Source organism: Rothia similimucilaginosa (genome assembly GCF_029850875.1).
Taxonomy (GTDB): domain Bacteria; phylum Actinomycetota; class Actinomycetes; order Actinomycetales; family Micrococcaceae; genus Rothia.
In genome coordinates, this window is the sequence record NZ_JAOVAM010000001.1 from 224,207 (window position 1) to 237,362 (window position 13,156).

Genomic DNA, 13,156 nt, shown 5'->3' on the forward strand with positions numbered 1-13,156 from the left:
CCGGTACCGGTGATACTTTCTCCGGCTCCCCGAGCGCCTCCGCTTCCCTCTCAGCTTCGGCTTCGCCTTCTGAGTCTGCCTCGGCTTCGGCAAGCAATTCCAGTGGCTCCGGTAGCAGCAACGAATTCAAGATATAGGCTCTGAGAGCAACGCCCCCGACGAAAGCGAGGCGAGTATCAGCTGATACCCGCCCCGCTTTCGTATGTTTTTATACCGCGGCGTTCCCGGCGCTACTGCACCTGCGAGCGCCTCAGTTACCCAACATCTAGCATCTGCACGCGCAACAATAACAGCAGGCACAGCAACAGCCCCGCTCCTTGGCAACTAGGAAAACTAAGGATGCGGGGCTGCGCAATACTATCTAGCGCACCGCCTCTAGGAGGTGGAACGCTCACGCAGACGCTCGTGAACCTCGCTCACAAAGCGGTTGTGATGATCGCGAGCATAATGTACGACCTCGCCGATGACGGTAATAGCCGGCGGTTTGACCGATGCGCAATCTCCCTGAGCGTTCTGAAGGGTCGTGACAGTCACGCGCTCCTTCTCAGAGAAACCGTTTTCAATGGTTGCCAGCGGCGTGTCAGCCTCAATCCCACGAGAGAGCAGAGACGCCACCGTATCGGGCAGAGTACGAACGCCCATCAGCAACACCACGGTGCCCTGGGCACGCAGGGTCGCCTCAACAGCCGACACTTCGGTCTCCGACAGGCCGGAGTGACCAGAAATGACGGTGAAAATCGAGGACACCTTACGCAGGGTCACCGGAATCGCCGCACGCGCAGGAACCGCAATGGCACTGGTAATCCCGGGAATAACCTCAGCCTCCAGGCCGGCTGCGATGCATGCATCCAGCTCTTCAGCGCCACGACCGTACACGTACGGGTCGCCGCCCTTCAAACGCACCACGGTCTTACCTGAGAGCGCGTAATCAATCATGAGCTGCTGAATACGGGACTGCGGAACAGCATGCTTACCAGGAACCTTGCCCACATCAACGATGAGAGCGTTCGGTGCATACTCGCCGTACTCCTGCGGGGCGAGGTGATCTAGAAGGACCACGTCCGCCTCGCTCAGGGCACTTGCTGCACGCAGGGTGAGTAGGTCGGCGGCGCCGGGGCCACCACCGACAATGTAGACCTTACCGGGGTTCTCGGCGGGCTCGCCGGGCAGGGCAATACCGCGTTCCGTCACGCTATCGTCCAGGGTGTGCCCGGGCGCCCCGCCCGCGAGTATTTCATCAATAGTGGCGAATTCACGGGGCGGGAACGGAGGAATCTTCGGGCACATACTATGCTGCCGGGACCGGGTTGAGGTCACTGGGCTTACCCACGGGAATCTTGGCACCGGTCAGCAGGACGGTATTGGACTCGCCAGATTCTGCTGCCGCAATCTCCTCCGGGGTTGCGGGGCGAATCTGCTCGCGCTCCAGCACGTACAGGTGCGAACCCTCGTCGCTGCCGTTGGGTTCGTTGATGAAGGCACGGAAGCGGCGCAGGCGGCGCTCGTCGCGCAGGGTTGCAGCCCACTCGTCCTCGTAAGAGTCAACGTGACGCTGCATATCGCGCTCCAGGTCCTCGCACACACCCAGGGAGTCCTCAATGAGGACGGACTGCAGGTGTGCCAGACCGTCGCCGTGCTCCTCATCCAGATCCTCAAGCCAGCGAGCGGTACGCTGTAGCTTATCTGCGGTGCGGATGTAGTACATCAGGTAGCGGTCAATGTAGCGGATGATGTCCTCGCTGGAGGCGTCCTTGACGAAGAGGCGACCGTGAGCGGGGTTTGCACCACCGTTACCACCCAGGTACAGGTTCCAGCCGTTGGTGGTTGCAATCAGACCAACGTCCTTACCCTGTGCCTCGGCACATTCACGGTTACAACCGGAAACACCGAACTTGAACTTGTGCGGGGAGCGCAGACCACGGTAACGGTTCTCGAGCTGGACTGCCATGCCGGTCGAGTCCTGAACGCCGAAGCGGCACCAGGTCGAACCCATGCAGGACTTCACGTTACGCAGGGACTTACCGTATGCCTGACCGGACTCGAAGCCAGCATCCACCAGGCGCTCCCAAATGTAGGGCAGCTGCTCCAGGCGAGCACCGAACATACCGATACGCTGAGCACCGGTGATCTTCACGTACAGGCCGAACTCTTCAGCGACCTCTGCGATGACGCCCAGCTTCTTAGCGGGAATCTCACCTGCGGGAATACGCGGAACGACGGAGTAGGTACCGTTCTTCTGCATGTTCGCCAGTGCACGGTCGTTGGTCTCCTGCAGGCCACCGCGACCAGCGTCCAGAACGTAGGAGTTGCGGAAGGAGGAGAGAATCGATGCAACGGTCGGCTTACAGATTGCACAGCCGTCGCCGCCATGACCGAAGCGTGCCAGCACGGAGTCGAAGTCATCCAGGCTGGTCAGGCGCACAGCCTCAGCCAGCTCTGCACGGGAGAAGTCGAAGTGCTCACACAGTGCCTTGGAGACGGTCAGACCCATCTTCTTCATCTGCTGTTCCAGAGTCTTCTGCAGCATCGGAACACAGGAACCACACTGGGTACCCGCGGTGGTGCAGGACTTCAGGGAGGCAACATCGTGGTTGCCGTCTACGATTGCCTCGCGGACAGCACCGAAGCTGATGTTGTTGCAGGAACACAGGATCGCGTCGTCGGGCAGTTCGGTGTCAGGGATGCCGTCACCGCCGCCAGCTGCAGTCAGATAGACGTTCGGCTCAGCGGGTAGTTCACGACCGAGCAGGGGCTTGAGGGAGTCGAAGGGAGCGGTGTCACCGACGAACACGCCACCAAGCAGGGTCTTTGCGTCGCCGCTGGTCACGATCTTCTGGTACATGCCGCGTGCGGGGTCGGCGAACAGAACCTCGAGGCAACCCTCGGTGGTGCCGCGGCGGTCACCGAAGCCAGCCACCTGAACGCCGGAGAACTTCAGCTTGGTTGCGATGTCGAACTCTTCAACCTGAGCTTCTTCGTTGTCGTTGAGCAGGTTAGCTGCCACAGCGTCAGCCATAGCGTTAGCCGGCGCAACCAGACCCCAGGTGCGGCCCAGTACGCAGGCGACCTCACCGATAGCCCAAATGTGCTCGTCGGAGGTGTGGCATGCATCGTTGACGAGAATACCGCCGCGCTCACCCAGTGCCAGGTCAGCGTCACGTGCCAGCTCGTCGTTAGCGCGAATACCGGCACCAAAGACCACCATGTCGGCGGGCAGGGTGCGGATTTCAGCGTCCTCAGAGGGAGAATCTGCGATGGAGACGGAGACGACGTTACCGTCAGCGTCCTTGTTGATACCGGAGATGAACACGCCGGTCTCAATCTCAATGCCGGTTGCCTTAATCTGGGCGTTCACGGCGTAACCGCCACCCTGGTCAACCTCAACGGAAAGGAGCCAGGGAGCCACGTCCAGGATGGTGGGCTCTGCACCCAGGTCTTTCAGACCCTCAGCTGCTTCGAGGCCGAGCAGACCGCCACCGACGACGATACTGCGGGGCGCGCGACCGAGGGTGGACTGCAGGCGCTTGACCTCGGAGACCATGTTCTTCACGTCATCGATGGTGCGGAAAACGTGTGCGGCGTCCGAGTTAAGAATGGGGATGCGAACCGCGCGGGAACCGGTTGCGAAGACCAGCACGTCGTAGGGGTACTCGTTGCCCTCGGTGTCGATGACGACGCGGCGGGTGCGGTCAAGCTTCTCTGCGCGGCAGTTGTTGACCAGGTTGATGTTCTCTGCATTCCACAGTTCGGGGTCACCGAGGGTCAGGTCTTTCTCGGTGTCCTTGAAAATCTGCTCGATAGCAACGCGGTCGTAGGGGATGTAGGGCTCATCGTTGAGGATGGTGACGGTGTCCGTCGCGCGACCTGCAGCTTCAGCGCCTTCGTGGTATGCGCGTACGAATCGCCACGCTGCGGGGCCTGCGCCGACAACGAGAATGTTGCGGGGAGTGTGCGACATGGATTTTCCTTCCTAGTTGTAATGCAGGTAGTTCATGGCACGTTCCTACTCTCGATACGCGGTGGTGGCGTGCCTTCGGCGGGAACTCCTAGTTTCCCGGTTTTGGGCTCGTACCGGTGCGTACCGGATAGTTGAGGCGCCCGCTTCTTTAGAATGCATATGAGAATTACGAAACACTTTTATGTGGGATTGTGTTGTTTTCTCCAGGCAGTCAAAAGGCGTTTTTAACTACGACTTTTATCGTACACGTTCTCAGGTACCTCAGGCGTCGAAAATTGGCATTTTTTGGGAAAAATTTTCTAAAAAATCCGCGGAATACCGGGCTAGAATAGGGTACTCTTACCTTACCGGCACTTAATTTAGGTAAGGCTAATCTACAAAAATCGGACTTGAGTTTTAGGGTAAAAATAACCTTTAGCACCGTCCGCGTGCCCCATTTCCAAATGTGGGTTTTATAAGGTAAACTCCAAACAAAGAACACACGAACCGCTATTGTATCCTGCACCCCGCGCGGCGCAGACCACCACTTCGAAAGGAAACCCCCATGGCTGAGAACTGGGTACGCATCTGCGCCGAATCTGACCTCGAAGAAAACTGGGGTGAAGTCGCCCTGATCGACGGCTACCAGTACGCCATCTACAAGACCAAGCACGGCATCTTCGCCGGCGACCACCTCGACCCGCACAGCCAGGCACTGGTCCTCGCACGCGGCATCGTCGGCGAGAAGAACGGCAACCCCACCATCACCTCCCCCCTCTACAAGGAGGTCTACGACCTGACCACCGGCGAGTGCCTCTCCGACCCCTCCTACTCCATCAAGGTCTACCCAGTAGAGGTCCGCGACGGCGACGTCTACCTCAAGACCGCCTAAGCACTCAGCCGCCTACGGCTCTCAAAAACAGCAACACAAAAAACCTCGGGAACATAACGTCCCGAGGTTTTTTGTACGGATTTTTAGAAGCCGCCTCATCAGGTGAGTGAACAGCGAGCGCACTAACCTGATTTTAAGTCATCTAGGCAGCGTCCAGCTGCGCAATAGCCGCATCCATGCGGTCAATAAAGCACTCCGCCACCACGGCAGCAGAAGCACCACCCTGCGCGTTCACCAGCGGCGCGGCAACCTTCACCGGCACACCGGTCGACTCAGCATCACGGCGCATCTTACCGGAGAAGAACCCCTCCGCCAGAAGGTAGGTTGCAGCAAACTTAGGCTGATGCTCAGCAACCACCTCGTGGAACTTCGGATCGATAGAGGCAACGAAGCCGTGATGCACCGGAGTATTCAGTTCCTCAGCCAGCAGCTCAGCGGCACGGCTCATATCCGCGCGACCATCAGCGCGGGAAGAACCAGCCGCGCCCTGCACCACAGGGCCATCACCGGGAGCCCAGCCGACCTCCTCCAGGCGGGTGCGAGTCAAAGCGGCAAGGCGAGGATCCGGACCCAGCGACTCACCAATGCCGATACGCTCAATGCCGCTATTACGCGCGGCACGGCGCAAATCCACCTGAGTGTGAAAGCCGGTCGACAGCAGAATCGGCACAATCACGCAGGGCTCATCATTGGGTAGAGAGGCTGCGGCATCATCAACGCTGGGAGATTCCACATCCACATATGCGGCATGGATACGGTATTCCACGCCGTCATTACGCTGCGCGAGCAGGAACTTGATCTGCTCACGAATCAGCGTAATAGCCTCGCGACCGGCGGCCGAGTCGGTGCCGTGCGAGGTGGCGATTACATTCAGAATAGTCATACTTCCATTGTATGAAAGGAACACCCCGCTTCCCCACTCATGAACACGAGTGACGAAGCGGGGTGTTGCACGAAAGCTAAATATTAGCTCTTGCGGCGGCGTGCCACAACCAGTGCGGTACCTACCGCCAGGGTGATAGCACCAGCTGCTGTGGCAAACATAGCGCCGGATGCGCCGGTCTGCGCTAGCTTCGAGGAGGAGCTACCGGAGGTCGAGGAGCCACCTGCGGAAGAACCACCACCGAGGGAGGAACCGCCGTTAGAGGAACCGCCATTGGAGCCGCTCACACCCAAGTTGTCGGATGCTCCGGAACCCGCATCAGAACCACCGTCGGAGCCACCCTTGTAGCCGGCAGCGTTCTGGTCGGCGGTGCTGCTCTCAGAAGCGGAAGCGCTCGCAGAAGTGGAAGCACTCGAAGATGCCGACTCGCTCGCCGAAGCGGTCGCCGATGCACTGCTGGAGCTGCTTGCGGAACTCGATGCGCTCGCGGAAACACTCGAAGAAGCGGACGCACTAGCGGACGCCGATGCGGACTCGCTCGCTGAGGGGGTCACGGCGGGAACGCTCGGAACCGAGGTCGGGGATGCGCTCACCGATGCGCTCGGGGTTACAGAAGCGCTCGGGGTTACAGAAGCGCTCGGCGCAACAGAAGGCACCACGGACTCGGTCGGCAGAGACGGCGAGGTGGGCTCCTCCGAAGGCACTGCGGTGGGTTCTGCGGTCACGCTAGGCTTAGCGGTTGCAGAAGGCTCCACGGTCGGCTTAGCGGTTGCAGAAGGCTCCACAGTGGGTTCAACGGTCGGCTCAGCAGACTTGGTCGGTTCCGGTGCCTTGGTCGGCTCGGGTGCTGGGGCCGGTTCCGGTGCCGAGTTTGCTGCCAGACGGTTCAGCCACAACTGATCCTCGTAGGTATTCGGGTTCTCGAAGCTGGACGGGTAGATAATATCGCCGTTGGGCAGTTCGAGAGCGTTGTAGCCGCCGCTCTTGTCGGTCTTGCGCATCGAGGAGAGCACCACCTCGTTCACCTTGTTCAGGGTGTCATCCATGAACACCAGGCGGGAGCCGGAGGCGTCCACCACAACCACGTTACCCGCGCGGGTCAGGAACATGGTGGCGACCTCAGTCTTCTCGAAGCCCTCAAGGGTTGCGGACTCGCGGACCACGCTGAAAGTGCCGTTCTCGTACTTGAGGATCTGCACCTTACCGCCGTACCAGTTGTTCCAACGGTAAATATAACCCTTGGGGCTGACCAGGGTCGAGGACAGGGTGGTGGTGTAGCCCTCGGGCGAGGAGTTCGGCACCAGGGACACGCCGTTGCTGCTCAGGTGCAGCAGGTGGCCCTTCTGAACCACCTTTTCGCCAGCCGCGTCGTAGATGGAGGTCGACGGCGCGTAAACGAAGCTGCCGTCGGGCAGCGGTGCGAGGGTCACGGTGTTGGTGGAGAACGAATCACCGTAGTACTCGTCGAGCGAGTAGGCTTTCACAACCTGCGGGTCGATAGAGTCGGGCTTCGGCAGAGCCTGCGAGGTTGCCTTGCCGGATGCGTCGATAATGGTCAGCTTGCCGCCGCCCTGACCGTCAATGCTAACGATACCCCAGGTGTTATTGGCGGGGTTGTAGCCGATTGCCTTGACGGTGTTGGCGCCGAGCTCTGCGTTGGAATAGATACCGGAGGAGACGAGCTTACCCTCCGCGGTCACGGTGTACAGCTCGGGCTTGTTGGTCTCGCTGCCGATGACGAGCATGCGGTTGCCGTCAGTATCCACAGCGAAAACGCCCTTATTTGCCTTCAGGACGCCGGTGTCGGTCATCTTCAAGTTGGAGCTGGTCAGCACGGTGTAGGTGGTGTCGCCGCCGAAGCTCGGGGGTGCCACGTGCACGATGTGGTTCTGACCCAGACGTGCGGTGTTCTGGGGCTGGCTCACGCCCGCGCCGGTGTTGTAAGACTCGGCGACGCTGTAGGCGCTCTTGGGGGTGTTGGCTGCGCTACCGGTGTAGGAGATGCTCAGCGGGTCGAGGCTAGCGCCTTCGTTGTAGAAGTCGGAGAAGGCGTGGTTACCATCGGCGGTCAGGTTCGCGGAGATGCCGCTGATGCTGACCACGCCGCCCTTCTCGCTCTGCTTGGCGGTGCCGGTGCTCAGGGTCGCCATCTTGACTTCCGCGGGGCCTTCGAACTTGCCGGAGGCGTAGTTCTTGGTGCGCACGGTCATGTAGAGGGAGCCGGTGCCGTCAGCGAGGTTCAGTTCCACACGAGGGTTGGAGAAGGTGAGGTTCAGGGCACAGCCGGTTTCGGGGTCCTGACCTTCAGCGCAGTGGCCGGTGAACCAGAGGCGGCCGGCAGCCTGCAGAGTGACCTGCTTGCCGTCTTCAGAGATGGTGGTGGAGGTCGGGGTGAAGGTGAACTGCTTTGCGGTTGCGTCCCAGGCTGCGCCGTCGGTCATTTCGCGGGGCATACCGTTGTAGGACAGGAAGGAGGCGCGCACGCCCCATCCGAAGGATGCGCCGGCAGTTGCCTGGTCGCCTGCTGCAACGTTCTGTGCGGCAACGTTCTGGGCAGCGATATTAATGTTCTCAGCGAGAACGGGTGCCAGGGGCAGAGTGACAGCGCCAGCGACGACGAGGGCGCAGGCTCCCTTGGAGAAGCGGGTGCCAGATGTGAAAATCTTCATTGGTGTGTATCCATACTATCGACATTGTTAGGACAGGCTTACTATATCGACAGTGTAAGCATTTCTCAACATCAGATTCCAAGAAACCGTTTTGTGACAGCGCGCGAAATATACCGCATCACCTAAATACCCTCGCACGCCGACGGCTACACTCCGCCAGGTAGAGCGCTAAGACGGCTTCTACTCCCCTAGCCTCGTTTCACCTAGTCTCGCTTCCAAGAGTTAAAACGTGACACACCCAGGGTGCCAAGAATCAGACCGCCACCCAAAATCACCAAAATCGGCAACAAGGGCGAGGACTTCTCAACTCCGCGAGTAATTTGCGCCTCCGTCTCCTTCACACCATTCGGTGACCCCGACTCAGTGCGCACCTTCGACGAGGAGCCACTCAAAATCGCGGCGCGACGAGACTGTACCGCCGAATCATTACCGGACGGCAAATCAGACTCAGGGGTTGCCTGCACAACATGGGCCTGCCCAGTACGGTACCCCAGAGCCGAAGAAGATTCAGGGCTCGAAGAGCGCAAGGAGCGAGGAACAGAAATCGTGGCGTCCCGAGTTCCCGGCGCCATAGCAGTATCGGAACGGATACCGCGGACCTTGTTGCCGCCCGCAGCACTATTTACGGTAGAATCGCCGCTAGAAATCGCAGTAGGGCTCACAGAAGGTACCCTACCGAACACGCAGGCACCCGGCAGAGCCTCTCCCCCTCAACAACTCCCCTACAGAGAGCCACGCCTCACAGCACCAAGAAACAGATACGCTAAACTACTCCGCACCTAACCCTTCAGCACCCATACTCTCCTGAGGAGAAGCAACATTCACCGTTTCAGACTCCGAAGACTGATAACCCAGCAGGTTCACCACAGTACAGCCGGGCAATAGCGTGCATAGCCAGACATAATCATCGTCTCAGGAGCCTGCACAGAAGTATCCGCCACAGAGCTTCGAGACTGCGCAGTAATCCGCACGAGCAGAACACTGAGCCTCAAGCCGCGCCTCCACCTTTACGGCACGGGGAACTCCGGTGGTGTCCGGGAAAAATGTTCTGGCAGCTAGCCATAATCTCGTCGACTGTTACACCAGGCTTGGGCGTAAACTCAATCGAGACAGTCTCACTGTTGCTCAGGTTCTCAATTTCCGCCATGTACGGCTGCTCAACATTGAGGCACTGGTGTATGCTCAGCTCCAAGTTGCCTTCTTCATTCTTTTGAGACAATCAGATGAGCTGCGGGCACGATCATGAAGGGAATTGCTCTATTTATCGGTAATTCCACACTAACAATACTTTTTTATTTATTGTGGTAAATATGCTTTACCTCCCAAGTATTTTACTGTGCAATAACCCACATAGCATATTTTTTATCTTTCAGAACTCCATCAAGAGCACTCAAAATACATAGACTAGATAAAACTTTTCAACTCCACCTTGAGAGTCAAAGTTTTATTGCATATATATGTAGATTAATGGATTTGCAATAAAAATATTCTGTGCTTTAATGCATTTAATTTATTTATTTTAAGTCAAAAAATAGCAGGTCATGCCACTTTTCCTACATTGTTTCACAAAGAGTACAGACCGATACTCCTGATAGAACCCCCCCTCACCATTGAGCGCAACAAGCCAACCCCTCAACCGACACGCCCCCTCCCCCAAGCATCCAGGCACAGAAAGCACGGGAAAGAAAAAACACAGATACGCAAAAGTGCCACTAACACTCTGTCTAAAGTATTAGCGGCACTTACTTCACACACCTCGCGGTGAGCATCAGATGTTTAGAGCCTGGGCTATTAAAGCCTAAGCTATTAGAGGCTGCGGCGGCGCAGGAGCATCAGTGCGGCACCAGCAATCAGAGTTGCAGCGCCAACGCCTGCGATACCTGCAACACCTTCAGCACCGGTGTTAGCCAGCTGCGGCTTCGAGGAAGCCGAAGAAGAGGTCGAAGTCGAACCCTTAGTGCCGGAGAAGCCTACGGTGTGACCCTTGGAGCTAGAGGAGGTAGCAGCAGAAGCGTTGCCAACCTTAGCCTTGGGTGCCTGAGAAGTGGGCATGCGGGTCTCGGTTACGACAACCGAACCGTCTTCGCGCATTTCAGCGGTGAAGACGCTGGTGGTACCGTCGCCGTTATCACGAACAGTGGTATTGTCATCCTCGGTTGCTGCCGGCAGGGTCGGTGCTGGGTTGTTCGCATCGCTCACAGTAGCGGTGGTGACTGCAACCTGGTGAACCAGACCATTGGGGTCGCTGGTTGCCACCATTGCGTATGCGTAACCGGGCTGCAGCAGTTCAGCAAGAACGCCAACCTTGACACGGAAGGTGCCGTTCACGATTTCAGAAGCAGGCACATCGTGGGTTGCCAGAGCCTCACCGGTGATGTTGCCGCTTGCATCCAAGCGGAAGATCGCGATCTGGACACCGTTAGCGACGGACTCGTGGGTGAAGCCGGAGCCGTTGAAGGTCAGAACGTTGTACTGGTCGTTCGGATCTAGGGAAGCATCCTCGGTGGTGAGGGTTGCGTTCTCGGGTACCGCGGGAGCCTCGGGCGCGGGGGGCTCTTCCTTGGGAGCTTCCGGTGTGGGAGTTACGGGAACGGGGGTCTCTTCCTTGGGTGCCTTGGGTGCGGGAGTCTCATCCTTGGGTGCCTCGGGTGCCGGGGCCTCTTCCTTGGGAGCTTCCGGTGTGGGAGTTACAGGAACGGGGGTCTCTTCCTTGGGGGTCTCCGGTGCGTGGGTAACGCTCTCAGTAACCTTGAAGGAGGAGATAGCTACGAGCCTCTGATCGGGCTGACCCTGCGGGTTGCTTACAGCAGACAGTGCGTAGGATGCGCCGGCGGGCAGCTTGCCTGTTTCAACGGTGATGGAACCTTTGAAGGTGCCATCCTGAATCTGGTCTGCGGGTACCACAACGGTAGCGAGAGCCTCGCCGGTGATCTGGTTGTCTGCATCCAGTGCGTAGATGCTGACCTGCACACCGGGGCCAACCTTCTCGCCGTAGAAGCCTGCGCCAACAATGTTCACAGTGTTCAGCTGTGCATCAGCGGGGAAGCGAGCATCCTCAATAACGATGGAGGGGTCAGCCTGCTTCACCTCGGGAGCCGGGGTGGCGGGGCTGGTCGGCTCGGGGGTTGCCGGAGTGGTGGGGGCAGGAGTCTCAGCCTTGGGAGTCTCGGTTGCGTCTGCCTTGGGGGTTTCGGTCTTAGGTGCTTCGGTTGCCTCAGCCTTAAGGGCTTCAGCCTTAGGAGTCTCGGTTGCGTTGCCGCCGGGCAGGGAAGAAGTCTGAGAAGATGCCTTCTGATCAACAACCTGCTGCTGATCGGCGGGTGCTTCTGCCGCAAAGGTTGCCGGGATTGCTGCTACAGATCCAGCGGTAAAAGCTGCCGCAGCTGCAATCTTGTAAACGCGACGGGTAGTCTTCGACATTTTTCCTCGATCTCTGAATTATCGATGGTGAACCTAAGCGGCGCGCCTCCGTCATTGAGGGACGCACAGATTCACATATGGGTGTGATTGCTAAAAGGCTAACACCCGACTCTGAGTCTTCTACTCTTTTAATATCCACTTTAAGTAACTGTAATGAAATCGTTATAAAACCATCTCTTAAGTTGAGGGTTATTACAGACCAATTGTGGTGTTTTCCAGTCATATACTGACATATGAGCGCCGACGACCTTACACTTTGATTGCATTTTAGGAAATTAGGATACTTTCCATGAATAATTTCATCCCAACTATTTCACCATAGTGAACCATAAGTCTCATGTACCACTTTATGGTTCTATTAAGTACTCTTGGACATCTCTCCCCCACTCTTTCCCACCCCGCGTAGCACCCCAACCAAAGCTCCATACAAGCCGCAGACCTCCCGCGCACACGAACAAAAAGCCTCGCCCGCATCCTAAGAATCAGGAGTGCAGGCGAGGCAAATATAAAACCCCCGCATCAGCGGACGCAAGATCACAAAACTTAGCTCTCTTTGCGAATCACCTTGAACTGGCTGGGCTGCGCCACCGGGCGAATAGTAATACGGTCGAGGTTCACGTGGTGCGGAACGTTTAACGCAAAGGTCACAGTCTGCGCCACATCCTCGGCAGTCAAAGGTTTCTCGACTCCGGCATAAACACGCTCAGCCGCCTCCTTAGAACCCAGACGATTCAGGGAGAATTCCTCGGTATGCACCATGCCCGGGCAGATCTCAATCACGCGCACATTATGCTCTGCCTCTTCCAAGCGCAGCGCCTCCGTCAGGCCGCGAGCGCCGAACTTCGCCGCGTTATATCCGGCGCCACCCTCGTAGCCGTGCTCAGCAGCGGTGGAGGTCAGATTCAGAATCGTGCCGTGGCCATTCTGCCGCAGTGCCTCCGCGAAAGCACGCACCATATGCAGAATACCGAGCACATTCATCTGGTACATCTTCAGATAATCATCAGGCTTACCCTCTGCGACCTTGTCCACACCAATAGCACCACCAGCAATATTGACCAGGGCATCAATAGTGCCCTGCTCTTCCAAAATCTGCTCGGCAACGAAGCGTACGGAATGCTCGTCGGTCACATCACACGTAACCGGATGTGCACCAGTCTCGGTGTAAAGCGTGTAGAGGCGGTCAGTACGCCGCGCCACTGCATAAACAGTCCATCCGCTAGCCACCAGCTGATGCACCGTAGCTCGCCCAATACCACTGGAGGCGCCGGTCACCACGGCAACTTTGCCAACACCGGTATTGGGCAGGAAAGGAGATACAGGAATGTGGGTGTTCTCAGTCATACTTTAATCCT

8 protein-coding genes are annotated in these 13,156 nt (G+C 57.9%); 1 reads left to right on the plus strand and 7 read right to left on the minus strand.

Going from position 1 to position 13,156, the window contains the following annotated elements:
* Positions 1 to 375 precede the first annotated feature (375 nt).
* Both cobA and nirB read right to left on the minus strand, forming a co-directional pair.
* Positions 376 to 1,191, minus strand: a complete 816-nt coding sequence (gene cobA, locus QFX05_RS00875) for a uroporphyrinogen-III C-methyltransferase (RefSeq protein WP_279740118.1) — start codon at positions 1,189 to 1,191, stop codon at positions 376 to 378.
* Between the two features lie 97 nt (positions 1,192 to 1,288).
* Positions 1,289 to 3,958 (minus strand): nitrite reductase large subunit NirB, encoded by a 2,670-nt coding sequence (gene nirB, locus QFX05_RS00880; RefSeq protein ID WP_279740120.1) that lies wholly within the window; start codon positions 3,956 to 3,958, stop codon positions 1,289 to 1,291.
* A 544-nt stretch (positions 3,959 to 4,502) separates the two neighbouring features.
* Here nirB and nirD point away from each other — a divergent pair.
* Positions 4,503 to 4,829, plus strand: coding sequence for a nitrite reductase small subunit NirD (gene nirD / locus QFX05_RS00885; protein WP_279740123.1), 327 nt, complete (start codon positions 4,503 to 4,505; stop codon positions 4,827 to 4,829).
* 142 nt (positions 4,830 to 4,971) lie between these two features.
* Here the strand turns inward: nirD and QFX05_RS00890 are convergent, their stop codons facing one another.
* The 5 genes from QFX05_RS00890 to QFX05_RS00910 all read right to left on the minus strand — a co-directional run bounded on the left by QFX05_RS00890 (position 4,972) and on the right by QFX05_RS00910 (position 13,145).
* Positions 4,972 to 5,712: a sirohydrochlorin chelatase gene (locus tag QFX05_RS00890; RefSeq protein ID WP_279740125.1), complete on the minus strand. Its 741-nt coding sequence runs from the start codon at positions 5,710 to 5,712 to the stop codon at positions 4,972 to 4,974.
* An 83-nt stretch (positions 5,713 to 5,795) separates the two neighbouring features.
* Positions 5,796 to 8,381, minus strand: a complete 2,586-nt coding sequence (locus tag QFX05_RS00895) for an HtaA domain-containing protein (protein WP_279740127.1) — start codon at positions 8,379 to 8,381, stop codon at positions 5,796 to 5,798.
* Between the two features lie 203 nt (positions 8,382 to 8,584).
* Positions 8,585 to 9,043, minus strand: coding sequence for a hypothetical protein (locus tag QFX05_RS00900; protein ID WP_279740129.1), 459 nt, complete (start codon positions 9,041 to 9,043; stop codon positions 8,585 to 8,587).
* A 1,144-nt stretch (positions 9,044 to 10,187) separates the two neighbouring features.
* Positions 10,188 to 11,801, minus strand: coding sequence for an LPXTG cell wall anchor domain-containing protein (locus QFX05_RS00905; protein WP_279740131.1), 1,614 nt, complete (start codon positions 11,799 to 11,801; stop codon positions 10,188 to 10,190).
* Between the two features lie 543 nt (positions 11,802 to 12,344).
* Positions 12,345 to 13,145: an SDR family oxidoreductase gene (locus tag QFX05_RS00910; RefSeq protein WP_279740133.1), complete on the minus strand. Its 801-nt coding sequence runs from the start codon at positions 13,143 to 13,145 to the stop codon at positions 12,345 to 12,347.
* Between the last annotated feature and the right edge of the window lie 11 nt (positions 13,146 to 13,156).